Source organism: Candidatus Sulfotelmatobacter sp. (genome assembly GCA_036500765.1).
Classification (GTDB): Bacteria; Acidobacteriota; Terriglobia; order Terriglobales; family Acidobacteriaceae; genus Sulfotelmatobacter.
Window position 1 is genome coordinate 83,542 of the sequence record DASYBM010000016.1, and the last position, 24,472, is coordinate 108,013.

Genomic DNA, 24,472 nt, shown 5'->3' on the forward strand with positions numbered 1-24,472 from the left:
GCACGCGAAGAAGTGCAAAGGACGTCATCACCGACGACCGACGACCGACGACTCGACGACCGAAAGCCCCCCATCTCGGGTAAACTAATTGCATCGCACCCATGATTAACGGGAAACATATTGCCGTCGTCATGCCCGCCTACAACGCGGAGAAGACCCTCGAGGTCACGGTAGGAGAACTCCCCGACCTAGTCGACGTCCGCATCCTGGTTGACGACCACAGCCACGATGAGACCGTCGATCTCGCCCACAAACTAGGCCTGCTCGTGTTTCAGCACGACCGCAACTACGGTTACGGACGCAACCAGCAAACCTGCTACCGCGAAGCTCTGGCCGCTGGCGCCGACGTCGTCATCATGCTGCATCCGGATTATCAGTACACGCCGCTGCTCATCACAGCCATGGCGAGCATGGTCGCCTACGATGTTTATGATGTTGTCCTCGGATCGCGCATCATCGGGGGCCGCGCGCTGCTCGGCGGCATGCCCTTGTACAAATACGTCGCCAATCGCCTGCTCACCGGTTTCGAAAATCTTTTCCTGCGCGTGAAGCTCTCCGAGTATCACACCGGATACCGCGCCTTCAGCCGCAAAGTGCTCACCCAACTGCCGCTGCTCGAAAATTCCGACGACTTTGTCTTCGACAACCAGATGCTGGCGCAGTGCGTGCACTTCGGCTTCCGCATTGGAGAAGTATCCTGCCCCACGAAATATTTCGAAGAAGCCTCGTCAATCAATTTCCGCCGCAGCGTGCAGTACGGATTCGGCGTGCTGGCCACGACCTTGCAGTTTGCCCTGCAACGCATCGGCCTGGTTCATATCCCGCGCTTCAGCGAAAAAGGCCGCAGACTCGAAGCGGCTGGCGAAACTTACTATACTGCCCGCTCCGAGACCGCGCGGCCCGCGTAGCGCGACATGTATACCAACCTTAAGAATTTTCTGCGTTTGCTCGGGTTGACTGCGCTTGCGATCCTGATCCAGGGATACCATCCCGGCCTCGAGGACGACGCCTATTACCTGGCCGCGATCAAGAAAAATCTCAACCCGGCCCTGTTTCCCCACGACGCCGATTTTTTCCGCGTCCAATTTCAGGCCACTGCGTTTGACAAGCTGATCGCTTTATCCATCCGCTGGACTCACATCCCGCTCCCCTGGGCGCTCTTTCTATGGCAGTGCGCCGCAACTTTTCTGGTTCTGTGGGGATGCCTGCGAATCGCCCAGCGATGTTTCGACCGCGAGTATGAGCAGTGGGCGGCGGTCGCGATGGTGGCCGCGCTGCTGACTCTTCCAGTCTCCGGCTCAGGTCTGAACCTGACCGACCAGTACCTGCATCCTCGCGCCTTGGCCACGGCTCTGATTCTGGCCGCCATCGTTGCCGTGCTCGAGGGTCGCCGTCTGCTCGCTGGCGTGCTTCTGCTGCTGGCTTTTCCGGTGCACCTCAACATGACGCCATTCGGCGTTTCCTATTGTTTCTTTCTGATGTGGACGCCGAAAACATTTACGCGGCAAAAGTCGGAGCGTCCCAGTGCGCAAGCTGTCGGCATGCTTCTACTCATGCCCTTGGGGTGGTTATTCGAGCCAGCATCGGATTCATGGCGGCAGGCAGAGGCGATGCGATCGTTTTATTGGTTGTCGCACTGGCACTGGTACGAATGGCTGGGGGTTGTCGGACCACTGGCGCTGCTGTGGTGGTTTCGCAAGCTGGCGCTCAGCCGAAATTCCAATGTCGCGGCGAACACGATCACCACGAACACGGTTATGGCGAAGATGGCCGAGCGCATGGTCTATTTCGGAATCTTTCAGTTGGCCATCGCTCTTATCTTTATGCTGCCGCCGCGCCTGGAACGTTTGCGCTCGCTCGAGCCTATGCGCTTTCTGCATCTCGTCTATCTCTTGTTTGTATTGCTCTCGGGAGGATTGCTGGCGCGTTACCTGCTGAAGCAAAGTGTCCTGCGCTGGTTGTTGCTCTTCATTCCCCTCGGCGCGGGAATGTTTTACGCGCAGCGGCAACTGTACCCTGATACGGTTCATCTGGAATTGCCGGGCAGAGCATCCGGCAGAGCATCTGGGAACGATTGGGTCGAGGCCTTCCGCTGGATCAGCCGCAACACGCCCGTCGACAGCCAGTTCGCGCTCGATCCGCACTACATGGAAATGCCCGGCGAAGACTACCACGGCTTTCGCGCGCTGGCCGAGCGCAGCGTCCTGGCCGATGCGGTGAAAGATCCCGGCATGGTCGTTCGCGTACCTCGTCTTGGCCCGCGCTGGCTTCGCGAATTAAACGCGCAAGCCGGATGGCGCAACTTTCAAAAGCCAGACTTCGAGCGACTGCATGCGCAGTTCGGAGTCAACTGGGTCGTCCTAACCAATCCGCCGGTACCGGGTTTGACGTGTCCCTATCAGAATGACCGGGTTTCAGTTTGCTGGGCAGACTGATGTGAGAGTCGCAGACAGGAACGATGCGCGTGGGCAATTGAACATGCTCGATAAACCACAAAACAATAAAGGCGCACTAGCAGCCTACTGGCCAATGGTGGCCGCCGCGCTGGTGGTTCGCCTTGCCGTCATGCTATTTCTTTATCGCGAATGGCTTGATCCCAATGGAGCCTGGGCCTTTGGCCGCGTGGCGCGGTCCATCGTTAGTGGTCACGGCTTCGGCAATGTGTTTGCGCAGACGGGGCCGACGGCGGTGCTGTCTCCTGTCTACGCATATGTGCTGGCGGGAATTTTTCGGCTGTTTGGGATCTACACGCCCACCTCGATCATGACAGCGCTGGCCCTCAACAGCCTGTTCTCCGCCCTCACCTGCATTCCCGTTTTTTTGATCGCGAGGCAGGGCTTCGGCGACCGCGTCGCAAAGTGGGCAGGCTGGGGATGGGCCTTTTCTCCCTATGGCGTTTACTACGGAGCCGACTGGGCGTGGTCAACGTGCCTGGTCACACTGTTCCTTGCGGTTTTGTTCCTGATGGCGATGCGACTGGAGAACTCCGCGCGCCCGCGCGACTGGCTGTGGTTCGGCGTAGTCGGCGGATTCGCAGCGCTCACCGAACCGGTTGTTTTGTCGGTCGTGCCTCTGCTCGGGCTGTGGACGCTCTACCGGCGCTATCTCCATCATCGATCATGGAAGGCTCCCATGGCCGCAGCAGCTCTGGCTGCGCTCGCCGTGCTTGCGCCCTGGTTCGGGCGCAACTACGAAGTCTTCCACCACTTCATCCCAGTGCGCAGCGGCTTCGGACTCGAACTCTATATCGGCAACAACGGATACTCCACGCGCTGGGTCAACAGCGCTCTTCACCCGAATCACAATGATGCCGAGCTCAAAGAGTACGTGCAGTCAGGCGAGATCAACTACATGGAGCACAAGCGTCAGCAAGCGATGGATTACATCCGCGCCCATCCCGGCTGGTATGCCTGGATGACCGCACGCCGCATCGTCTACATGTGGACCGGCTACTGGAGCTTCAGCCGCGATTATCTGAAAGATGAACCACTCGATCCGCCGAATATTTTTGTGGAAACGACGATGACCATTCTGGGCCTTTTCGGCCTGCGCCGCGTTTTTAAGCGCGATCGCGCGCTGGGCGTTCGCTTTGCCATCGTCCTGTTTTTCTTTCCGCTGGTCTATTACTTCTCTCATCCCGAGACATATTATTTCCGTCCGGTCGATCCGCTGATCGTCGTGCTGGCGGCAGCAACCATTGCCGGCGGCAGACCCGAGGCGGTGAAGTAAGCCGCCGCGGGTGGGCTTGCCCAGCTTCGCGTCCTTTGCGTTTCAAGGTTTTTTGCTTTTTGGCTAGAGTGAGAATCCACCCCCTCTGAATCGCAAAGGACGCCAAGGAAATGCCGCAAACGACGCGAAGGTTCAAGAAAGACAATTTAGAAAAGAATCCGTGGTTCTCGACCGCATTGTGAGCCTTGGGCGCGGGGTTTAACATCTAATCAGCGTTATCGAATCAACATCATCTAAAAACAATGCCGCCAGCCATCGCTCTCCCCGTCACAACCCGGCGTCACTTTGCTATCGGCGTTCACGAAATCCTGCACTTCGCCTACGACGCTTTCTGTAGCAACAAGCTGCAATTCACGCTCACGTCCCTGGCGATGGCGGTGGGTACCGCTTCGGTCATTCTGGTGGCGACGATCGGACTCACGGGAAAGCAATACATCCTGCGCCAGTTGCAGTCGATCGGCACCAACATGATTTATGCCGATTATCAGGGCGGAGCGCAGCGCATCGAGTCGATGCCTGATCCTATGACGATCGAGGATGTGCAGGCCGTTCGCGAGCAGGTCTCGAGCGTGGTGGCCGCTTCTCCGACGGTGGCGTTGGGGGATCGCATCAGTGTAGGCGGAGGCAAGCAGCGCGACATTCTCGTGCTCGGCGTCGCCCCCGAGTATCTCCGCGTGCGCAACCTGAAAGTTCTCGCGGGCCGCTTCTTCGATAGCGTGGATTCCAGCGGCCGTAACAAAGTCGGAGTGATTACCGAGAAGCTGGCGCAGACTCTGTTCGGCAGCACGCCTGCGGCGATCGGCCAGGTGATCAAGCTCAGCGGCGGTCTGCCCTTCACCATCGTGGGAGTGTTCAAGGAAAGCGTGGATACTTTCGGCGAGTCGGAAATTCAGGAAGATACCATGCTGATCCCCTACACGGTCAGCCGATTCTTCACGCCGACGGCGGCGGTCAATGAGACATTTTTTTCAGTGGCCACGCCGCAGGACGTGCTGCCTGCAACGGCGGCGATCAAACGTGTGCTGCAATCGCGCCATCGTGCGGAATCGGTTTACAGCGTGCAGAACCTGACCCAGCTTCTTACGGTCGCGGGACGCATTGCCGACATTCTGACGCTCGTTCTTATGCTGGTAGCATTCGTCACGCTGCTGGTCAGCGGCATCGGCATCATGAACATTATGCTGGCGACGGTGACGTCGCGCATCCGCGAAATTGGAATTCGCAAGGCCATCGGCGCCACCAATCGCGCGATCCGCTTTCAGTTTCTGGCAGAGGCCATTCTGATCTCGCTGGCCGGAGGTTTCGTTGGCACGCTCGCCGGCCTTGCCATTCCAGTCTCGGTGCGTGTGTTCACCGATTACCACCTTCCTATTTCGGGCCTGTCGGCGATTATTGCCATCGTGGTGTCGTCGATTGTGGGGATTATTTTCGGAACGGTGCCCGCCACCCGCGCCTCCCAACTCGATCCAGTGGAAAGCCTCCGCTACGAGTAAGTTGGGCGAAAGTCACAGCCTGTGGAAAAAGTGTTCCTGCGGGAACACTTTTCTCACGGGAATGTACCTACAATTTTATATTGCTGACGCTTGAAGCCTCAGAATCGTAGAGAGTTATGTACGTGCAGATCAGGGAAGGCGATGCGCACTGGGGCGTGGGGGGCGATCCTGCCGAGGAGATTATGCCGGTGGAAAAGAAAGCGGATTCCTCACCGGCGAAGAACGCCGGTTCGGAATGACAAGGAGATACGATGACGAAGAGACACGAGAATTGTGTCATTCTCCACTCCCACGGCTTACTTGTTCAGGCTCTCGCTGACCTGACCTCTCAACTTCTGGTATTGCGGGTCGTCGCTGAGGGTAATCGGGGCGCCGGTAAGCATGTCTGCCTCGCGCCGGTCGAAGGAAATCTGTAAACTGGCGAGCGCTTCCTGTTTTCTGCCGAGTGCTGCGTAGGTGGTGGCTAGCGCATAGGCGGAGCCAGCGCCGCGGTCGACCAGATCTTTCTGCAAGGGCAAGACGGCTTCATACAAGCCATGGAGGCCGTTGAGGGCAAATCCTTTTTCGCGGGCATCGGCGAGGGCTAAACTGGCGGCATCGTGTCGCAACTCGGCGGCGCGCCGGTACTCTGCGAGCGCCTTCGCGTAGTCGGTCTGGCGCCAGAAAATATCGCCCAGATAAGTGTGCGTGGATGACAGCGAGGGCTGAGTGGTCTCGAGTTGTTTGAGCAGAGCTAACCCCTCGGCACGGTGTCCGGCATGCCACAGCACAAGTCCCTTGTCGGCGAGAATTGCTCCGGAGGATGGGTCCAGCCGTTGCGCTTGCTCGATTTGATCGAGGGATTCCGGATAGCGCTCTACGGCCATCAAATAGGTTGCGTACCAATGATGGGCGCGCACCAGGTTGGGATTGAGTTCGAGGGCGCGCTTGAACTCGCGCTCCGCAGTTGCGCCTTGCCAGGACCACCAGAAGGTAGGGAAGGCCAGGGAGATGTGAGCCTCGGCGGAGGAATCGTCGAGTTCGACGGCGCGCTGGGCCGCGGCCAGCGCGCGGGGGTAAGCTTCGCTGGGCGGCATGGCTCCAAATTCGCGGAGAAGGTTGTAGCAGTCGGCGAGGCCGACATAGGCCTGGGCATCGCTGGGATCTTTTACGATGGCCTGGGTGAAATAGTCGACGGCTTGGTTCAAGTCCTCGGGCGTACGGCGATCCCAGTAATAGCGTCCTTTGAGGTAGAGTTCCTGGGATTCCGCGTTGGGGGTATGGCGGCTGGCCATGGCCTTAAAGTGGGAGTCGCGATGGCCAACAGTAAAGAAGAACACCAGTCCGGCAGAGAGCGCCAAGGGCACCAGCCACGCAGCAAGCCTGGTAGGGCCCAGAGTCGGCTTCGCAGGTCTGATGGGCGCGATCTGAATGGCTTCGGGTACGGTGTTTCGACTGGCTGGTTCGTTAATTCCGCTGGAACCGATTTCGCCGGAACCGATTTCGCCAGAAACGGTTTCGCTGGAAATCGATTCATCGGCTTCCAGTTCCTGGCTGCGTCCTTTCAGCCAATCGGCTAACTCGTCGCTGTAAGCGAAGACGGCACTCCGCCCTACTCCCGGTACGCGGTGTACGGGGAGTCCGCGTTCGGTCTCCCAGCGCTTGACGGTGCGCTCGGCGCGTCCGAGGAAGGCAGCGATTTCCTTCCACGAGTCCAGACGCTTTCCTGCGAGCGCTTCACGATTGGATGCCATAAAGGGAAATGACCTGTCATGGCCTGAACTGGCCTGACTTGTCTCTTGCTGGGGGTGGGCAAGGTCGCCATAGTATAGCTCGATTGGCGCGACGTTCGTTCCCCACCGAAGTGCAATTGCATCGGAAATACGGGCCACTGCCGGTCAATTCAAAATATTTGAAATCAAACAGTTTAGGGAGGTTTTCTGATGTCTCGAAGCTACTTTAGCCGCCTCGTTGTCGCATCGATGTTCTGTGCGGCGCTTGCATCTGTCGTGATCCTGGCCGCTCCAGCCCAGTCGCAAACCCTCAAAACTATTTTTGAGGGAAACAGCTCCAATAATGTGATCAACCCGTTGAGCGAAGCTGTGGCTCAGGGACGCGATGGAAACATGTACTTCACTTCGGTGAATGGGGGCAGCTTTTACGGGACGCTGTTTAAGATTTCACCCACGGGAGCGACGGCGATCGTAAACGACATTGGTTACTTCGTCATGAGCGGGGCGACACTAGGATCGGATGGCAACTACTACGTCACGAACCAGGATGGCGGGCCGGGTGGAGGATGCGGCTTTTCCGGTTGCGGTCAGATCATCAAAGTCACCCCTGCGGGGGTAGCGACCGTTCTCTATAACTTCACCGGCCAAGGCGACGGCAGCGATCCGCAAAACGCTCCCATCCAGGCGGCGAATGGCGTTTTCTACGGCACTGCCAGTGCCGACGGCGGCGACAACGAGGGAACGGCCTATTCGATCACGTCTACCGGCGCATTCAAATTGCTCCATAAATTCGACGCCACGACCGAGGGCTATACCATTCAGGCGGGGCTGGTGCAAGGAACGGACGGCAATTTTTATGGAACGACCGTGTATGGGGGCGCCAATGGTGACGGAACCATCTTTAAGATGACTCCGGCCGGCGTGGTGACCGTACTGCACAACTTTGACAGCACCGACGGAGCCAAAAGCTACTTTTCGCTGGTGCAGGCCAGCGACGGCAACTTCTACGGAGTGGCCCAAGCGGGCGGCGCAGACGGCTATGGCGTGATTTATAAGATCACGTCGACCGGAACCTATACGGTGCTGCACAACATTAATCCGGGCACTGGCGATGGCGAGGGTCCAGGATCGGTGCTGACCATTGGTTCGGACGGCAATCTTTACGGCGTTACGGGATCGGGAAATTCCGGTTACAGTGGAACCCTGTACAAGATTTCGACCGCCGGCGCATTCACTACGCTGTATACCTTCTGTCAAAGTGGCGGAAATTGCACCGATGGGTACGGTCCGAGTTCCCCGCTCAAGCAGAATACGAGCGGCGTCTTCTATGGAAGCACCTACTCCGGCGGCGATTACAGCTGCGGAAACGATACGGGCTGCGGCACCGTTTTCTCTCTGAACGTTGGCTTGGCGCCGTTTGCGGCGCTGGAGACAACCTCCGGCAAAGAAGGCGCAAAGATCGGCATTCTGGGTCAGGGCTTTACTTCGGCTACAACGGTGAGTTTTGCCGGGACGCGGGCGACTGCTGTCACGGCTACCAGCAAATATCTGACGGTGACGGTGCCTGCCGGAGCGCTGACCGGAACGGTAACAGTCACGACCGGATCGACCAAGCTGACCAGTTCCATGTCCTTTCGCGTGACGCCGACGATCCTAAGCTTCAGTCCGACAAACGGGCCTGCCGGAACGCCAGTGACGATTACCGGGACAGGTCTGATGCAGACGACCAAAGTGACTTTCAACGGGAAAGCGGCGAGCTTCACCGTGAATTCCGACACGCAGGTGACGGCGACGGTGCCGGCATCGGCGACGACAGGAAAGATCGAGGTTATTACCAAGGGCGGGCAGGCCATTAGCAGCACCAGCTTTACGGTGAACTAGGTTGTGAGCAAGGGCCTGCTCCCGCTGTCAGGATCGGCGGGAGCAGGCCGATTTGCGATTGAGCAGGAATAAAGATTCGAGAAATGAATTATCTCTCGCAACCACTTTACCCCGCACAGCGGCAATATGGGAGGAGAGTTGCCACGGCGGACCGCCAAAAGACCACAAAGCCGGGCTGGTTGGCCCGGCTGTTTCCTATTGTGGAACTGGATCGGCGATCATGCTTCGATAAGCGACCCAGAATGTCGGTAAAGCAGATTCCAGCTAAAACCGAAAACCTACGCGCGGGGTCACCGGCCCGCCGCGCATCGAACGCTTACATCACCATTGCCAGGTTTTCCAACTCATGCTGCAACACGGGCAGGGCACACCCTGCCATTTCGACGCGGCCTGCCGCGTCCAACGCCGCTTTGGGCGAAACCCCATAGCCACGGCCCATCAGAAACACCTGGAGCAGCTCGGCGGCTTCGTAGGAATCGATCATGCCGCCCTGAAGCAGATCGCTGCGAAGCGCAGCCAGCTCTGTCATGGTGAATCTGTCTTTATCATTCATTTGTTTCTGCGAATTCATTCGGTCACTCGTTTTATCGCTCAACATGGCCGTCATCACCTCCGACTCCGACCTAAACTACCTTTGCCGTATTAGACTCATCGGCAGCTGTGATAGTTGCATGCAATTCTGCTGCCGAAAATCCTCTACTTTTCCTATTACGGTCCTCTAGTCCCGTTGGATTCATTAACCCCTGTGGATTTCGAAAGTTGCAGGTGACGCCAAGAAGGGAAAGCGGCTCTGGGATGTTTCCTTGGTACCGCGCTAGTAATCTCAAAACTGACACAATGTGTCAGTCTCGAACAGTTCTGGAACACGATTCCGAAACAAGGAACGAGCTGGGTGATCGGGCGCGGTGGTGGTGCCGGTTGAATTCGTGCAGTCAGCGACCCGCGGTTACGCCTTGGCTGTCTCGGCCTGGGCGGCTTCGACGGTGTCGTAAAACGGGAAGAACTGCTCAACGTGGGTCACTTGCATGGTGTCTCGCACACGTTTGGTCACGCCCACCAGCGCCAATCGCCGGCCGTGCTTTTGGTGAGTCACATAGGCTCCGACTAAAGCACCGATTCCCGCAGAATCAATGTAGGGCACCTGCGTAAGATCGAGTATGAGCGTGGGCGCGGAACTGGCGCGTACCAGGGCCTGGAACTCAAAGAAATTGGAGAGGAGGACGGGTCCGCTCAGGCGCAGAAGTCGCTGGCCTTCGGGCATTCCGCTGACATCCTCGATCGACAAGGGGTCCTGTGGCATCCGAAGATCCTATTACGCGAATGTGAATGTTGTGTTAAAGGATCTGACATTCTGGGGAAAGCTAGAATCGGGTGGCGGCACCGCGCGGTCCTGCCTGACAGCGAAAATCTGCCCGTTGCCGGCGCGGTTCCGGCGCGGTTAAGGTTCGACGGTAGCCTCATCAACCAGCATGATGGGGATGTCATCTTTGATCGGGTAGACCCGGCGGCACTGAGTGCATTTCAAGCTTTCGGGTTTCTCGCGATACTCAAGCGCCTGCTTGCAGGCCGGACAAACCAGGATTTCCAGCAGATCTTTGGCAATCATGACGTGAGCATTGTACGACATGGATTGATCGCGCTCGTCACCACGGAGGGCACGGAGATACAGAGAGCAGAAGCACTGATTCAACGCGGTTGCCGGATTTTACCTACATCCTTTGTTTTCCTCTGTGTCTGCGTGCCTGGGTGGTGAATGGTTCCGTCCTCATGCGCCCGGGCAGTGTAAGATTTTAGAGCCGGGCGCCGGAAGCCGAACCCATGCCAGCCACCATTCTCGACGGAACGAAAATCGCGCAAGAGATTCGCAGCGAAGTTGCCGCGGAGATCAAGACAATGTCTGCCGCGGGGCCGCGTCCCGGGTTGGCGGTCGTGCTCGTAGGACACAATCCGGCGTCGGAGATTTACGTGCGGGGCAAGGTGAAGGCGTGTGAAGAAGTTGGGCTGTACAGCGAGAAGTTGATGCCGTCCGAATCCGCGACCACTGCGGAGTTGCTGGCGGTGATCGAAGAACTTAACCGCCGCGACGATATTGACGGAATTCTGGTTCAGTTGCCTCTGCCGACCCAGGTCGATGCGAAAAGAGTGCTGATGGCCGTCGATCCGGCCAAAGACGTCGATGGATTCCATCCGGTGAACGTCGGCTTTCTTTCCACGCAGCGTCCTGGACTGGTGCCCTGCACTCCCGCCGGTGTCATGGAGATTCTGACGCGCAGCAACATTCCGATCGCGGGGCGTGAGGCGGTGGTGGTTGGACGCAGCGACATCGTGGGCAAGCCCGCGGCCATGCTGCTGCTGAATGCGAATGCCACGGTGACGGTGTGCCACTCGAAGACGCACGATCTGCCGGGAGTCTGCCGGCGCGCCGACATTCTTGTCGCGGCGATTGGACGCGCGGGGATGATTACGCGCGACTTCGTCAAGCCGGGCGCGACTGTGATCGATGTGGGCATGAATACTCTCACTGATGTGGCGGAGTTCCAGCGCTTTTTCGCCGGCAACCTCAAGCGGGAAGAAAATTTTCTCAAGAAGGGTTCGACCTTAATGGGTGACGTGCATCCTGAAGTCGCTGAAGTTGCCGGCGCGCTGACGCCGGTTCCTGGCGGCGTGGGGCCGCTCACGATCGCGATGCTGATGTTCAACACGGTCAAGGCGGCGAAAATGCGGAGAACCAGTGGGCAGTGGGCAGTGGTTAGTGGCTAGTTGTCAGTGGCTAGTTGTCAGCACCTGGGCTGTGCGCGTGAGAAATGTCCATCGGAATCTGAGACGATTTGACTGTGCCGTTCGAGATTTGCTTCGCAATATGTGCAACGCAATCATCCCAGACCGCTGGCCACGAGCCACTGACCACTTCCAATGCTGAAAGTTGGCCTTACCGGAGGCATCGCCGCCGGCAAGTCGGTGGTGGGAGAGATGTTCGTTGCGCTGGGCGCGCATCTGGTGCAGGCGGACCGGATTGCGCACGCGCTTATGCGGCCGGGGGAAGCGGTCTACAACGAAGTGGTGCGCCATTTCGGCGGCGAGATTCTGAATCCTGACTTGAGCGTGAATCGCGCCAAGCTGGCTGAAGTTGCTTTCGGTTCCGCCGGCGATGCTGAAGGCAAGCGCGCGTCGCGCATCGAAGAACTCAACCGCATCGTGCACCCTGCGGTGCTCCGCAGTCAGGATGAGTGGATGGATGAGATAGGCCGGCAGGATCCGCAGGGAGTCGCGATGGTTGAAGCAGCCTTGATTCTGGAAGCGGGCGCCGGCGACCGTTTCGACCGCCTGATCGTTGTGACTTGCGGCGCCGAGCAGCGCGTCCCCCGCTTCGCCGCCCGCCAGAAAATCGACCTGGAGGAGGGGAGGAAGGAAGTTGTTCGGCGCATGGCCGCGCAACTGCCGGATGAAGAAAAGATCAAAGCCGCCGACTACGTGATCAACAACTCAGGCTCGCTGGATAGGACCCGCGAGCAAGTGGTCCAAGTCTGGAAGCGGCTGCGGGCGGAGGCGGTGGGTCTTAGCTCTTAGGTCTTGGGCTTCGCTCTCTGGCCTACTTAGTAACGCCCGAAAACCTAACACCTGGGATCCAGACCCGTCGCCTGCCATTGCTCTAAAATGACATTCAGGGACCTTTTCGCTTCCCGACATCGTACTGATCTTCAAGGCTGGAATCGGATAGTCTTGAATTGGACGGCTTTGAATTTATGAAACTCATACGGCCTCTCATCCTCGCGCTGGCCATTGCCGGCGGATTCTTCTACTTCACGACCTGGCGTTCCAACTCAAAGGCGGGCGGATTGCATCCCTCCAGTTGGCTGAGCCATCCCGACCAGGTGGAGATCACTGAGGCCGCACCAGGGGAATCGCTCGATGGCGAAGAGCAGAACAATATTTCCGTTTACAAGAAGAATATTCCGTCGGTGGTGAACGTCACCTCGCGGGCTATGGCGTTCGACTTTTTCTATGGCATGGTGCCGCAGGAAGGGCAGGGCTCGGGATTCGTGATCGACAAAGAAGGCCATATTCTGACGAACTATCATGTGATTGCCGACGCGCGCCAGGTGGAGGTCACGCTGCACAACCGCAAGAAATATAAGGCGACAGTGGTGGGCACCGATCCGCCGCACGACCTGGCGGTGATCCAGATCAAGGCGCCCGAACTGGTTCCGGCGGTGCTGGGCGATTCACGCAATTTGCAGGTTGGACAGAAAGTTTACGCGATCGGCAATCCGTTTGGGTTGGCGGGGACGATGACCCGCGGAATCGTGAGTTCGATTCGTCCGGTGCGCGAGCCGAACGGCGCATGGATTGACGAAGCCATTCAAACCGATGCGGCCATCAATCCGGGAAATTCCGGCGGGCCGATGATGAACTGGCACGGCGAAGTGATTGGCATCAACACCATGATTCTGTCGAATGCGAATCAGAGTGCCGGCATTGGATTCGCCATTCCCATCAATACCGCGAAGGCGGTATTAAACGATCTCATGACACTGGGTCGCGTGCGGCGTCCGGCACTGGGCGTGCGGACGATTGCCATCAGCCCGGAACTGGCCGACGAAATGGGGTTGCCGGTCGATTACGGACTGCTGATCATCCAGGTTACTCCGGGCGGATCGGCGGATCTGGCGGGTCTGCGTGCCGGTACCGAGCGCGCTTACCTGGGGAACACTCCGATCATGCTGGGCGGCGATTTGATCGTAGCCATCGACGACCAAAAAGTGCAGGACGAAGACGATCTGGCCCAGATGATGAACAACCGCCGCGCTGGCGATACGGTGAAGATGACCATCTATCGCAACAAGAAAAAGATAGATGTGAATGTGTCACTGGGCGAGGCGCGGCAGCAGGTGTGAGAAAAAGCAGCTATCGGTTTTCAGCCGTCAGCTTTCAGCTTTGGGGAATTGTCCGAACCCTGATTGCAGTCGCAGGAGCGCGCACTACATAGTGGGAAGCATGTACGGTAGCGATTTGACTCTGCTCACTGCCGTCGGCTAGCCTCAGAGTTCGTTCTTCGTGGGCGGGCCTTTCGAATCGGAATGCGATCTTGGCACAAATTATTGATTTTGCTGCTCGTGGCGCTGGCCACTACCTGCTCGGCCAACGCTTCCACAGCGCCCGAGCACACTGCGCACGGGATGGTGGTGAGTGTGCGCGATCTGGCGTCTCAGTCCGGCGTGGAAATCATGCAGGCTGGCGGCAACGCCATTGACGCCGCCGTCGCCACCGGTTTCGCGCTGGCCGTGGTGCATCCTCCGGCAGGCAATATCGGGGGCGGCGGCTTCATGCTGATTCGCATGGCCGATGGCACTACACACTTCGTCGACTACCGCGAGAAGGCTCCCGCGGCCGCGACCCGCGATATGTATCTCGACGCGCAGGGCAACGTCATCGCGGGCGCGAGCGAGTATGGCTACAAGGCGATTGGCGTGCCGGGATCGGTGGCGGGCATGGTGTACGCCGAGCAGAAATACGGCAGGCTGACGCTTCGTCGAGTAATGGCTCCGGCGATTCGGTTGGCCCGCGACGGATATGTCCTGACTTGGGGTGAAGCCGCCGATTTTCATGACAGTCACCTGGCCGAGTTCCTGGAATCGCATCGCGTGTTCCAGCGCAACGGCGACTACTACAAGCCGGGAGAAACTTTCCGCCAGCCCGATCTGGCACGGACGCTCGAACGCATTGCCGCGAAACCGGAAGATTTTTATCACGGTGCTCTGGCACAAGAACTGGCTGCGGCGATGAAGAAAGGGGGCGCCCTGATTACCGCCGACGATCTGGCGCACTACGAAGTTAAAGAGCGCGAACCGGTGCGGGGAACTTATCGGGGATATGAAGTCATCAGTGCGCCGCCTCCGTCTTCCGGTGGAACCGTGCTGCTGGAATCTCTCAATATTCTCGAAGGCTTCGATCTGGGCAAGATGGGCGACCGCTCGGCTGAGTCCATCCACTACACTATCGAAGCCTTCCGGCGTGCATTTTTCGATCGCGCCGAATTCATGGGCGATCCGGACTTTGCCAAGATTCCGGTGGCGCAGCTCATTGACAAGAGATACGGAGCCGCCTGGCAGCAGACGATTGATCCCGCACACGCCACGCCCAGCCAAGACTTGAAGCGGCCGGCTGTGTTCAGCGAGTTGGAACAATATGCGGCTGCGCATCCTCCGGCAATGCCGCCGCACGAGTCCAATCACACGACGCACTACTCGGTGATGGATGCGGACGGGAATGCGGTCGCCGTGACCACTACCATCAACGACTGGTTTGGATCGCGGGTCACGGCGGACGGGCTGGGCTTTCTGCTGAATGATGAGATGGACGATTTCTCCTCGAAACCTGGAGTCCCCAATGCCGATGGCTTGTTGCAGAGCGAAAACAACGCCATTGGGCCAGGGAAGCGTCCGCTGTCGTCGATGACTCCGACGATTGTAGTGCGCGACGGCAAGATCATGATGGTGCTGGGTTCGCCGGGCAGCTCCAAGATCATCACTACCGTGGCTAATGTTCTAATGGGCGTGATCGACTACGGCATGAACATTCAGGAAGCGGTGAACGCGCCGCGCTTTCACAACCAATGGATGCCCGACGTGGTCAATGTGGAACAATGGTTTTCGCCAGATACCGTCAGCCTGCTGCGCCTTATGGGATACAAGATTGAGGTCGGCCTGCACTATGGAGAACATGTGCAGCCCTATTGGAGCGACGCGGAGTGCATTGCCGTGGATGGCAAAACCGGCGAGCGCCTTGGGGCCACCGACGGCCGGGGCAGCGGCAAGGCGTTAGGATACTGAAACGATTTCTGATTGTTGATTTTTGATTGTTGATTGAAAATCAAGGGCAGCGGGGTGTTGGATTTTTCAATCAACAATCAAAAATCAACAATTGCTAAGGGACCTGCATGGTGAGAGCAGTTTCAACCTATCTTTTCGTGAAGGAGCGTCTGCATCCCGGCATTCTGGATGGGCTCGCGCGCAGCGGTGTGCAGGCGGTCGAGATTTTTGCGGCGCGTCAGCACCTCGACTACGCCAATCGCAAGGCGCACGTTAAAGAAATCGCGGACTGGTTTCGCGGCAGCGGCATTCCGCTCAATTCCGTCCACTCACCCCTGTACGCCGACTATGAGTGGGGACGAGCCGGGGCTCCGCCGGTGAATATCGCGGCGATCGACCGGGCCGCCCGCATCGACGCCATGGACGAGATCAAACGGGCTCTCGAAATCGCCGAACAGATTCCCTTCCGCTTCCTGGTGCAGCACCTGGGCGCTCCGAATGAAAGTTTCAGCGATAAGAAATTCGAAGCTGCGATGACCTCCATCGAACACCTGCGGGCGTTTGCGAAGCCGCTGGGCGTCCGCATTCTGCTGGAGAATATTCCTAACGAACTTTCCACGCCCGATCGCCTGGTGGAATTGATCCGCAGCGCGCACTTCGACGATGTCGGCGTATGCTTCGACTTCGGTCATGCTCATATGGAGAACTCGGTGCGGCAGGGATTCGAGATTCTGCGAAGTCACATCTGCTCCACGCACGTGCACGACAACGACAGGAATAGAGACTCGCATCTGTGGCCGGGGCAGGGAACCATTGACTGGAAAGAAGCCATGGAGCTCCTGCGTTCCGCGCCTCTAACTCCGCCCCTGCTGCTAGAGCTCGAAGAAGATGAGAAAGTGAATCCGCTGGAGAAACTGGAAGAAACGTTTGAGAAACTCGAGAAGATTGCGTAATTGAGAAATTGAGCAATTGAGTAATTGAAAATCTCAAGCTGCGCGCTCCGCCAGTGGTTTCAATTACTCAATTACCAAATTACACAATTACCCGATCGTCCATTCAACTATGTCTTCTTCACCTGTCACCACCATCGCAGAAATCGGCAAACACGAGGGCGAGTCGGTTACCATTCGCGGCTGGCTCTACAATCTGCGCGAGAGCGGGAAGTTGTTGTTCCCGCAGTTTCGCGACGGCTCGGGAATTATTCAAGGGGTCGTCCCGAAAAATGCCGTCCCGCTGGAAGTGTTTGACGCCATTAAGACGCTGACGCAGGAATCGAGCGTGATCGTCGAAGGGAAAGTTCGCGCCGACAAACGCGCCCACGGCGGCTACGAACTCGATGTGGCGAACGTGCAGGTGGTGCAGCGCGTGCCGGAGTCCACGCCGTATCCGATCACTCCCAAAGAACATGGCACCGACTTCCTGATGGAGCATCGGCATCTGTGGGTGCGGTCGCAGCGGCAGGCGGCGATTCTCCGCGTGCGCGCCGAAATCATTAAAGCGGCGCGCGACTTCTTCGATGAACGCGGATTTACATTGACCGATCCTCCCATTATTACTCCGGCGGCATGCGAGGGCACGAGCACTCTGTTTCCCGTCGATTATTTCGACGAAGAGGCATTCCTCACACAGTCGGGCCAACTGTATGTCGAAGCCACAGCGATGGCGCTCGGCAAGGTATATTCGTTCGGCCCCACGTTTCGCGCGGAGAAGTCGAAGACGCGGCGGCATCTCACTGAGTTTTGGATGGTCGAGCCTGAAGTGGCCTACGCTCAACTCGATGATGTGATGGAACTCGCGGAAGGTCTCATCACTTTCATTGTGAAACGTTGTCTAGAAAAGCGTCGCATGGATTTGCAAACCATTGGCCGCGATCTTGCGAAACTCGAGAAAATCGAGGCCCCCTTTCCGCGCATCAGCTACGACGATGCAGTAAAGAATTTGCAGGAAGGCCACGCCAAAGGCGCGCTGGAGTCGAAATTCGAGTGGGGCGGCGACCTCGGATCGCCCGACGAAACATACTTGTCGGCGCAGTTCGATAAGCCGGTCATGGTGCATCGCTATCCTGCGAAGGTGAAGGCGTTTTACATGGAGCCCGATCCTCAACGACCGGACCTGGCCCTGTGCGTCGATGTGCTCGCACCCGAGGGCTACGGAGAAATCATTGGCGGATCGCAGCGCATGGCGTCATACGAATTGCTGCTGCAACGCATCCACGAACACAATTTGCCGGAAGAAGCTTTCAAGTGGTATCTCGATCTGCGTAAGTTTGGCAGCGTGCCGCACGGCGGCTTCGGCATGGGCATTGAACGGGCCGTTGCCTGGATCTGTGGGCTGGAGCACGTGCGCGAGACCATTCCGTTTCCGAGAATGCTGTACAGGCTTTATCCGTAAGAATCTCCTGGAACTGGAATTGAGTAATTGGGAAATTGAGTAATTGCGTAATTGAAAACCAACTGCGCATTTCGGTTCTCAATTTCCCAATTACCAAATTGCAAAATTACTCAATCGCTTGAACCTATGACGACATCTGCCAGCACCAACAGCTCTGCCAGAAAAATTCGCGTCATCGGCGTTCCCCTCGATCTTGGCCAGTCTCGGCGCGGCGTCGATATGGGACCGTCGGCTGTTCGAGTCGCCGGACTGGAAGCACGCCTCGAAGCGCTCGGCCATGAAGTCGAAGATGGCGGCAACGTGCCTGTGGCGATTCCGGAACAGAAAAAAGAGGGCGACACCCACGCCAAGTATTTGAAAGAAATCACCGCGACCTGCACTAAACATGCGGAACTCGTGATGAAGACGCTCGAAGCCGGCAAAGTTCCACTCGCGCTCGGCGGAGATCATTCCATGGCTGCCGGCACGGTCTCCGGTGTCGCGGAATTTTATCGCCGGCAGAATCAGCACGTGGGTCTGATCTGGATCGACGCCCACACCGATATCAATACGCCCGACTCTTCTCCCAGCGGCAACGTCCATGGCATGCCCCTCGCTGCACTGATGGGCCTGTGGCCTTCGGAACTCGGAAACATTTTCGATTTTTCCCCGAAAGTGAAACCGGAAAATTGCGTGCTGGTCGGCGTGCGTGACATCGACGCCGTAGAAAAAGAAAACGTCCGCCGCGCCGGGATCGGCGTTTTTACTATGCGCGACATTGACGAACGCGGCATGCGCACGGTGATGGAAGAGGCTCTGCGCATGGCCGGTCGCGGCACCGCCGGCTACCACATTTCGCTGGACATGGACTGGGTCGATCCCGAGGACGCGCCGGGGGTGGGTACTCCCGTCCGCGGCGGCGCGACCTACCGCGAGGCGCACCTTGCTATGGAAATCATCGCCGACCACGGCCGCATGTTGAGCTTCGAGATCGTCGAAGTAAATCCCGTGATCGATGAGCACAACAAGACTGCCGACCTGGCAGTGGAGTTGGCGCTGTCGGCGTTTGGGAAAAAGATTCTGTAGAGAGTTCGCATGCGAGATGATTTCTATGGCGACCGAAGAGACCTGTGGAAATGGACAATAGCTCTGAGGGAGTCAGGCCCAGATAGAAAAATACTCCACGTCGCAATGTTGCGCCCGCGGCCCAAACGGCCTCGCGAGAAGCCTCAAGATATCAACGACGGAGTCTGGAGATTCTTCACGCAGGAGTGGAAGAATCTCGATGCGGAACTGTCTCGCTGTTCGCGCATAGAAGGGCTCAGCGGTGAGATTAAGATGATCTCCGAACCCTTCGACAACGGATGTAGGAAAGAGTACTTCCAAAGCGTTGCTGAAGCCCTCGGGACGCGCCCCCGGCATGAGAGGTACCTAGTCTTGGTTGACCCGGATACCGGTATCGTCGGCTCCAAGCCGAGCGCGAAGCATGTCTGCCTTCAGGACCTGGAAATAGTGTGGAAGGCAATGCGGCATGGCGATGTGCTGTTAGTCTACCAACATAACGCCCACGTGGAAAAACTACGTTGGATTTCAGACAAGAAGCAAATTCTAGCTGGCGCTACTGGACTGCCAAACGAACTCATAAGAGATTATCCGCACTCCGATGTTTGTTATTTTGTCCTCGAGAAATAACTCCATGGAAAAAATTCGAGTGGGCATCTTATTCGGCGGACGCAGTGGTGAGCATGAGGTTTCGCTGCTCTCGGCCGCGTCGGTTCTCAACGCGATCGATAAAGAGAAGTATGAAGTCGTCCCTATTGGCATCACCAAAGACGGTCGCTGGCTGACGGCCGAGCATGCCGAAAATCTGCTGAGTGGCAAACTCGTCCTCGAGCCGCGCCACCTGCGCGCCGGCGATCCTGACATTACTTCGCCTGCGGCAGTGCTGGCGCGCGGTGAAGCAGTGGTAGTCCCGCCCGAGCCGGTGCATCGCGGATTGGTACCTTTTCAAACCGACGCCGGACTGATGCGCCGCGCCAGCGACCGCGCCATCAATGTCGACGTCATCTTCCCCGTGCTGCACGGCACTTTCGGCGAGGACGGCACTATCCAGGGTCTACTCGAACTCGCCGACATTCCCTACGTGGGCGCGGGCGTGCTCGGTTCAGCTGCTGGCATGGACAAAGACATTATGAAGTCGCTGTTCATCGCCGCCGGACTTCCCGTCGTGAAACACGTCACAACCCTGCGCGGCGCCTGGCGAAACGATCCGAAGAGAGTGCAGAGGTTGGTCGATAGCAAGCTGGTCTATCCCGTATTTGTAAAGCCGGCGAATCTGGGATCGTCAGTCGGCATCAGCAAGGCGCACAATCGGAAGGAACTCGGCCCCGCCATCGAAGAAGCCGCGAAGTTCGACCGCAAAATTGTGATCGAGCAGGGCGTGGGCGGCAAGAAAGACAAAGCCCGCGAGATCGAATGCTCAGTGCTGGGCAACGATGATCCCGTCGCGTCGGTGCCCGGCGAAATCGTTCCCGGCAAAGAGTTCTATGACTACGCCGCGAAATACGTCGACGAAGGTTCGCAGCTGATTATTCCCGCCAAGCTCAACAAGGGGGAGACGAACAACGTTCAGGAGCTGGCCGTGGCCGCATTTCAAGCGGTGGATTGCTCGGGATTGGCTCGCGTCGATTTTCTGATGGACCCAAAGACGAGGAAGATTTTCCTGAACGAGATCAACACTATGCCGGGGTTCACCGCGATCAGCATGTATCCCAAGCTGTGGGCGGCTTCCGGCCTGGACTATGCCGATCTGATCGACCGCCTGATTCAACTTGGCATCGAGCGGCACGAGGATAAGAAGAAGAATCAATACAGCCGATGAGGAAAATTGATGATTGTTGATTCTTGATTGTTCATTGAAATCGACGATTGAAACCGACAGTTAACGCCGGCAGACGCGCTTCTATTTCTTCGCCGGTGCACAGACAAAGTTCGCCGCATTATTCGTATCACCGCTACCCTTGTATTTCGCGGCTTGGGGATATGGACACAGCGGCCGAGTCATCGTGGTCTTGTGCTCGGCATCGGCCGAATATTTCGACGCCACGATCGTCCCGGGTGCCGTGTCCTTCTCCACCCACCGTTCCAGACTGGCGGCCACGCTGTGCTGCGAATCTTCGAATGTCATCCGCCCCACTTGACCGAAAGAATCTGGGCCCGGGCCGCTGTCGCAGTGCTGCATGCCAGGGACCATGTAGAGACGCATGAATGAATCTGCATCGGGCCGGCCCATTTTCGCGATCACGCTTTGATAATAGTTGATCGAGTTGAGCGCCGAAATTGCCGGGTCATCCCAGCCGTGGTAGAGAATCAGCTTTCCACCCCGCGCCTTGAAAGGCCGCATATCGGCGTCAACGGCGTCGAGTGCGGCGGCGGTTTTTTCTTGGGCTGCCTTCAGTCCGGCGTCGAGCGTGAACGTTTTGTAGTCCCACTCGGTTTTCTCATAGACCATGTTGGAAAAATAACCTGATCCGAAGAAAGCGATCAGACTCTGATTCGGAGATGAACCGGTGATCCAAAGCCCCCATCCGCCTTGTCCCTCTTCCCCGCCCGGAAGAAAACCGGGATAAACTACGTGGCCATGCGAATCGATCGAACCCGCATAGATTTTCTTGAGCGCGGCGGCTTGCGGCGCGGTCAGGCATTTCTCCGTGTCTTCACCGGCCTTGCACAGGATCGTTGCCGGATCGAAGTGGCACTGCCGGGGATCGTTCAGGATTCCGTCGCGCACTCCGTCGAGCTCGTCGCAGGCGGCGAGCACCGCCGCCGAGATCGCTGGGATTTTCGCCGGCGGAATGAAACTCGCGGAATCGAGGGTGAGCGCTTGGGTATCATATACGCCGTTCGAGAACAGGGCGGTCCAGTAGTTTGCCGGAGCACCGGCCAAAATGCCGTCATAGTCTGTGGGATAGCGCTGTGCTTCCATCAGGGCTTCACGCCCGCCATCGGAGCATCCTGCAAAGTACGAGCGCTGCGCCGCCTTTCCGTAAAACGCATGGATCGCTTCTTTGGCGACGCGCGTCATCTCGTGAATTCCGCGATGGCCAAAGTCAATGACTTTTTCGGGATGGCCCAGCGCCCACGACGCGTCGATGGGAGATCCCGTGTGGCCGGTGTCGGTGCCGGTTGCCGCGTATCCCTTGCTGACGACGGCGCCGAGTTGCTCGAAGTCAATGAGTCCGGCGAAACCGCCATTGCCAAGGCCTTGCAACTTGCCATTCCAACCGGAAGATGGCATCCAGACTTCGATTCGAATTTCGGAATCCGCTGTCGGTTTCGCCACCGCCACAACTCGGCAGAATGCGGGAACATTTCTGTAAGGCGCGGTCAGATCGCGTCCACTGGAAGGCGTGGGCGGTCCGGCGAAGGTTCCGGCAGAGATTGTCTTGGCGAAGATGATCTTCGCGCCCGGAATATTCGTCTCAGACAATTTTTCGCAGGAATCCTGCGCGGCTGCAATGGCCATCGAAGCCAGCAGGAAACTAGCGAGGAACAGCGAGGATGTGAAATTCATCTGTCCCATCACAGTTCTTATAGCCCAACGAACAATTCTCAACCACAGAGGTCGCAGAGTTACACTGAGGCACCCGAAGCTCTGTGTCCCCTGTGGTTAAGGGGCTCCGGCTTTCACGATGAACCCCGCCTCATCCGCTTTCATCTTCTTCAAGCCATCCATCGGCAGATACACCATGTGTCCGGCGTCATACGTCGCAAAGGAAACGTTCTCGCGATACTTCTGCGGCAGGTTGAGATGGTCGACGGTGTAATTGGCGGCATAATACGGCGTCGCCAGATCGTAATAGCCTTCCATTACCAATATTTTCAAGTAAGGATTCTTCACGATCGCCTGGCGCAGGGCCGACGCCGTATCCGGAAATCCCTGGCTCGCCGATCCCCAATCCCAGGTATCGTTGGGGCCACGCGGGGCGCGAACGTTGTAAGGCATGTCGACTTTGTATCCCAATTCCGTGCGCAGGTAGTTGTTGAACACCGAGGTGAACGGAGGCCCGGTGGCTGCGCCGGTTGGATCGTAAAACGGCGTGTCGAGTAACCCATTCGGATCGGGCCCAGTGTAGCGTGCGTCCAGGCGGCCCACGCGAAGTTTCTGATCGATGAGCAAGTAGTGGGTGAACTTCTGTACGTTGACGCGCAGGTTGGCTTCATCGATCACTTCTTTGGTCAGGCCGGTGTAGCGGGCCATTTGGTCGATGACTTTCTGGCGCTCCTGCGGGGTGAGGGAGTCTCCCTTGTCAAGCGCGCGCCCGTACTCGGTCGAGGCCCACTGTTCAGATTCCCGCCGGGCGCGGTTCATGTCCTGTGCCAGATCGGGCGCGAGCTTGTGGTGATAACCCGCAATCATGGTGAACGACGGAATCAGAAAAATGTATGGTTGGTCATTTGTAAAATTGTCTTCCAGCGTCTCGAAGTTCAGCACAGTCGAGAGCAGCGTGATGCCGTTGAATGAGATGCCTCGGTCGGCGAGATATCCGGCGATGCCTGCCGAGCGCGTGGTGCCGTAGCTTTCGCCGAACAGAAACAACGGCGACGTCCAGCGCTCATTGCGCGTGATGTAGAGCCGAATGAATTCGCTGAAGGCTTCGATGTCTCCCTTGACTCCCCAGAATTTCTTGAACAGCTCGGCGTCGGCGGCGCGGCTGAACCCCGTGCCGATTGCGTCAATCAGCACCAGGTCGCTCTTGTCGAGCAGCGTATAAGGATTGTCTTCCATGCGGTAGGGCGCGGGAGGCATGAAGCCGTCCGGTTGCAGGACAACTCGGCGCGGGCCCAAGGCGCCCATGTGCAGCCAAATCGACGCCGAGCCTGGGCCGCCGTTAAAGGCGAACGTTAGCGGCCGTCTGCCTGCATCCTGCCCGTCGAGCGTGTATGCGACGTAGAACATCTCCGCTTCGATGCGACCATCCCCGCGCTTGATCGGCAAATGCCCTGTCGTTGCCGTGTACTTCAGAAGCTTTCCTTCGATAGTGATCTGGTGGTGCGTTACCACCGCGGGCATCTCCGTCATGTCGTAGTGTTCTTCTTTGTCTTTGTCCTTGTTGTCTGCCGAAATTTCATGGATCGCGGGCTTCGGCTCGGGAGCGATCTCTGGCTTCCTCGCACTTTCGGCGGGCTTCTCGGCCGGCGCAGCGGCCGCTGGCTTTTTCGTAGCCGCAGGCTTGGGAGATTCAGTCTGCTGGGCAAAAGATAGGCCACAGAATGCAGTGGCAAAGATAATCGAGACCGCGGCCTGCATCGAGAAGGATCGTTTCATAATTGAAGTTCCAACGTAGAAGTTGTCGCCATCAAACGTCATCAATTTTGCGAGTGCGAGGAATTGTACACCGACACAGGGGCGGCTACGTAAGCCAGCCCGGAACTTGTCGAAGGTGATTTGGAAGTGCGATTCCGGTTATATTTGTGT

21 protein-coding genes are annotated in these 24,472 nt (G+C 57.7%); 15 read left to right on the forward strand and 6 right to left on the reverse strand.

Going from position 1 to position 24,472, the window contains the following annotated elements; all coding sequences use genetic code 11:
- The first annotated feature begins 101 nt into the window (after nt 1–101).
- From VGM18_17430 to VGM18_17450, 5 genes are all read left to right on the forward strand, one after another.
- The gene (locus VGM18_17430; protein ID HEY3974791.1) at nt 102–908 is read left to right on the forward strand and encodes a glycosyltransferase family 2 protein; all 807 of its coding nucleotides are present in this window, start codon (nt 102–104) and stop codon (nt 906–908) included.
- Between the two features lie 6 nt (nt 909–914).
- Nucleotides 915–2,435 (forward strand): hypothetical protein, encoded by a 1,521-nt coding sequence (locus VGM18_17435; GenBank protein ID HEY3974792.1) that lies wholly within the window; start codon nt 915–917, stop codon nt 2,433–2,435.
- A gap of 43 nt (nt 2,436–2,478) precedes the next feature.
- Entirely contained in the window at nt 2,479–3,729 is a 1,251-nt protein-coding gene (locus VGM18_17440) for a glycosyltransferase family 39 protein (protein HEY3974793.1), read from the forward strand.
- A 242-nt stretch (nt 3,730–3,971) separates the two neighbouring features.
- The gene (locus tag VGM18_17445; protein ID HEY3974794.1) at nt 3,972–5,222 is read left to right on the forward strand and encodes an ABC transporter permease; all 1,251 of its coding nucleotides are present in this window, start codon (nt 3,972–3,974) and stop codon (nt 5,220–5,222) included.
- Nucleotides 5,223–5,338: 116 nt separating this feature from the next.
- Complete coding sequence (locus tag VGM18_17450; protein HEY3974795.1) at nt 5,339–5,461, forward strand: hypothetical protein; 123 nt, start codon at nt 5,339–5,341, stop codon at nt 5,459–5,461.
- Between the two features lie 57 nt (nt 5,462–5,518).
- Here VGM18_17450 and VGM18_17455 read toward each other — a convergent pair whose 3' ends face one another.
- A complete protein-coding gene (locus VGM18_17455; GenBank protein HEY3974796.1) occupies nt 5,519–6,955 on the reverse strand; it encodes a tetratricopeptide repeat protein in 1,437 nt (478 codons plus the stop codon).
- 189 nt (nt 6,956–7,144) lie between these two features.
- Between VGM18_17455 and VGM18_17460 the strand changes: the two genes are divergently transcribed.
- Entirely contained in the window at nt 7,145–8,815 is a 1,671-nt protein-coding gene (locus VGM18_17460; protein HEY3974797.1) for a choice-of-anchor tandem repeat GloVer-containing protein, read from the forward strand.
- A 316-nt stretch (nt 8,816–9,131) separates the two neighbouring features.
- Here the strand turns inward: VGM18_17460 and VGM18_17465 are convergent, their stop codons facing one another.
- The 3 genes from VGM18_17465 to VGM18_17475 all read right to left on the reverse strand — a co-directional run bounded on the left by VGM18_17465 (nt 9,132) and on the right by VGM18_17475 (nt 10,442).
- Nucleotides 9,132–9,368: a hypothetical protein gene (locus VGM18_17465; protein HEY3974798.1), complete on the reverse strand. Its 237-nt coding sequence runs from the start codon at nt 9,366–9,368 to the stop codon at nt 9,132–9,134.
- 393 nt (nt 9,369–9,761) lie between these two features.
- Nucleotides 9,762–10,115: an STAS domain-containing protein gene (locus VGM18_17470; protein ID HEY3974799.1), complete on the reverse strand. Its 354-nt coding sequence runs from the start codon at nt 10,113–10,115 to the stop codon at nt 9,762–9,764.
- 138 nt (nt 10,116–10,253) lie between these two features.
- Nucleotides 10,254–10,442 carry a Trm112 family protein gene (locus VGM18_17475; GenBank protein ID HEY3974800.1) on the reverse strand — a complete coding sequence of 63 codons (189 nt, stop codon included), beginning with the start codon at nt 10,440–10,442 and terminating at the stop codon, nt 10,254–10,256.
- A 191-nt stretch (nt 10,443–10,633) separates the two neighbouring features.
- Between VGM18_17475 and VGM18_17480 the strand changes: the two genes are divergently transcribed.
- The 9 genes from VGM18_17480 (at nt 10,634) to VGM18_17520 (ending at nt 20,875) form a co-directional block, all read left to right on the forward strand.
- Entirely contained in the window at nt 10,634–11,575 is a 942-nt protein-coding gene (locus VGM18_17480) for a bifunctional 5,10-methylenetetrahydrofolate dehydrogenase/5,10-methenyltetrahydrofolate cyclohydrolase (protein ID HEY3974801.1), read from the forward strand.
- A 153-nt stretch (nt 11,576–11,728) separates the two neighbouring features.
- A complete protein-coding gene (coaE, locus tag VGM18_17485; GenBank protein ID HEY3974802.1) occupies nt 11,729–12,382 on the forward strand; it encodes a dephospho-CoA kinase in 654 nt (217 codons plus the stop codon).
- A gap of 176 nt (nt 12,383–12,558) precedes the next feature.
- On the forward strand, nt 12,559–13,710 hold the full coding sequence (locus VGM18_17490; GenBank protein HEY3974803.1) for a trypsin-like peptidase domain-containing protein: 1,152 nt from the start codon (nt 12,559–12,561) through the stop codon (nt 13,708–13,710).
- A gap of 183 nt (nt 13,711–13,893) precedes the next feature.
- Entirely contained in the window at nt 13,894–15,645 is a 1,752-nt protein-coding gene (gene ggt, locus VGM18_17495) for a gamma-glutamyltransferase (GenBank protein HEY3974804.1), read from the forward strand.
- Nucleotides 15,646–15,752: 107 nt separating this feature from the next.
- On the forward strand, nt 15,753–16,577 hold the full coding sequence (locus VGM18_17500) for a sugar phosphate isomerase/epimerase family protein (GenBank protein HEY3974805.1): 825 nt from the start codon (nt 15,753–15,755) through the stop codon (nt 16,575–16,577).
- A 109-nt stretch (nt 16,578–16,686) separates the two neighbouring features.
- Nucleotides 16,687–18,015, forward strand: coding sequence for an asparagine--tRNA ligase (gene asnS, locus VGM18_17505; protein ID HEY3974806.1), 1,329 nt, complete (start codon nt 16,687–16,689; stop codon nt 18,013–18,015).
- A gap of 126 nt (nt 18,016–18,141) precedes the next feature.
- A complete protein-coding gene (gene rocF, locus VGM18_17510; protein HEY3974807.1) occupies nt 18,142–19,080 on the forward strand; it encodes an arginase in 939 nt (312 codons plus the stop codon).
- A gap of 9 nt (nt 19,081–19,089) precedes the next feature.
- Nucleotides 19,090–19,686: a hypothetical protein gene (locus VGM18_17515; GenBank protein ID HEY3974808.1), complete on the forward strand. Its 597-nt coding sequence runs from the start codon at nt 19,090–19,092 to the stop codon at nt 19,684–19,686.
- Between the two features lie 4 nt (nt 19,687–19,690).
- On the forward strand, nt 19,691–20,875 hold the full coding sequence (locus VGM18_17520) for a D-alanine--D-alanine ligase family protein (protein ID HEY3974809.1): 1,185 nt from the start codon (nt 19,691–19,693) through the stop codon (nt 20,873–20,875).
- 81 nt (nt 20,876–20,956) lie between these two features.
- Here VGM18_17520 and VGM18_17525 read toward each other — a convergent pair whose 3' ends face one another.
- Entirely contained in the window at nt 20,957–22,567 is a 1,611-nt protein-coding gene (locus VGM18_17525; GenBank protein ID HEY3974810.1) for a tannase/feruloyl esterase family alpha/beta hydrolase, read from the reverse strand.
- A 96-nt stretch (nt 22,568–22,663) separates the two neighbouring features.
- Nucleotides 22,664–24,322 carry a peptidase S10 gene (locus tag VGM18_17530; protein HEY3974811.1) on the reverse strand — a complete coding sequence of 553 codons (1,659 nt, stop codon included), beginning with the start codon at nt 24,320–24,322 and terminating at the stop codon, nt 22,664–22,666.
- Between the last annotated feature and the right edge of the window lie 150 nt (nt 24,323–24,472).

Bases quoted from the DNA above. Each gene is read 5' to 3' on its own strand.
- VGM18_17500 (HEY3974805.1), top strand. From the start codon at position 15,753: ATGGTGAGAGCAGTTTCAACCTATCTTTTCGTGAAGGAGCGTCTGCAT.
- VGM18_17455 (HEY3974796.1), bottom strand. From the start codon at position 6,955: ATGGCATCCAATCGTGAAGCGCTCGCAGGAAAGCGTCTGGACTCGTGG.
- VGM18_17490 (HEY3974803.1), top strand. From the start codon at position 12,559: ATGAAACTCATACGGCCTCTCATCCTCGCGCTGGCCATTGCCGGCGGA.
- VGM18_17430 (HEY3974791.1), top strand. From the start codon at position 102: ATGATTAACGGGAAACATATTGCCGTCGTCATGCCCGCCTACAACGCG.
- VGM18_17460 (HEY3974797.1), top strand. From the start codon at position 7,145: ATGTCTCGAAGCTACTTTAGCCGCCTCGTTGTCGCATCGATGTTCTGT.
- VGM18_17520 (HEY3974809.1), top strand. From the start codon at position 19,691: ATGGAAAAAATTCGAGTGGGCATCTTATTCGGCGGACGCAGTGGTGAG.
- VGM18_17475 (HEY3974800.1), bottom strand. From the start codon at position 10,442: ATGTCGTACAATGCTCACGTCATGATTGCCAAAGATCTGCTGGAAATC.
- VGM18_17465 (HEY3974798.1), bottom strand. From the start codon at position 9,368: ATGAATGATAAAGACAGATTCACCATGACAGAGCTGGCTGCGCTTCGC.
- VGM18_17445 (HEY3974794.1), top strand. From the start codon at position 3,972: ATGCCGCCAGCCATCGCTCTCCCCGTCACAACCCGGCGTCACTTTGCT.
- coaE (HEY3974802.1), top strand. From the start codon at position 11,729: ATGCTGAAAGTTGGCCTTACCGGAGGCATCGCCGCCGGCAAGTCGGTG.
- VGM18_17530 (HEY3974811.1), bottom strand. From the start codon at position 24,322: ATGAAACGATCCTTCTCGATGCAGGCCGCGGTCTCGATTATCTTTGCC.
- VGM18_17450 (HEY3974795.1), top strand. From the start codon at position 5,339: ATGTACGTGCAGATCAGGGAAGGCGATGCGCACTGGGGCGTGGGGGGC.
- ggt (HEY3974804.1), top strand. From the start codon at position 13,894: ATGCGATCTTGGCACAAATTATTGATTTTGCTGCTCGTGGCGCTGGCC.
- VGM18_17480 (HEY3974801.1), top strand. From the start codon at position 10,634: ATGCCAGCCACCATTCTCGACGGAACGAAAATCGCGCAAGAGATTCGC.
- asnS (HEY3974806.1), top strand. From the start codon at position 16,687: ATGTCTTCTTCACCTGTCACCACCATCGCAGAAATCGGCAAACACGAG.
- VGM18_17515 (HEY3974808.1), top strand. From the start codon at position 19,090: ATGCGAGATGATTTCTATGGCGACCGAAGAGACCTGTGGAAATGGACA.
- VGM18_17440 (HEY3974793.1), top strand. From the start codon at position 2,479: ATGCTCGATAAACCACAAAACAATAAAGGCGCACTAGCAGCCTACTGG.
- VGM18_17470 (HEY3974799.1), bottom strand. From the start codon at position 10,115: ATGCCACAGGACCCCTTGTCGATCGAGGATGTCAGCGGAATGCCCGAA.
- VGM18_17525 (HEY3974810.1), bottom strand. From the start codon at position 22,567: ATGAATTTCACATCCTCGCTGTTCCTCGCTAGTTTCCTGCTGGCTTCG.
- rocF (HEY3974807.1), top strand. From the start codon at position 18,142: ATGACGACATCTGCCAGCACCAACAGCTCTGCCAGAAAAATTCGCGTC.
- VGM18_17435 (HEY3974792.1), top strand. From the start codon at position 915: ATGTATACCAACCTTAAGAATTTTCTGCGTTTGCTCGGGTTGACTGCG.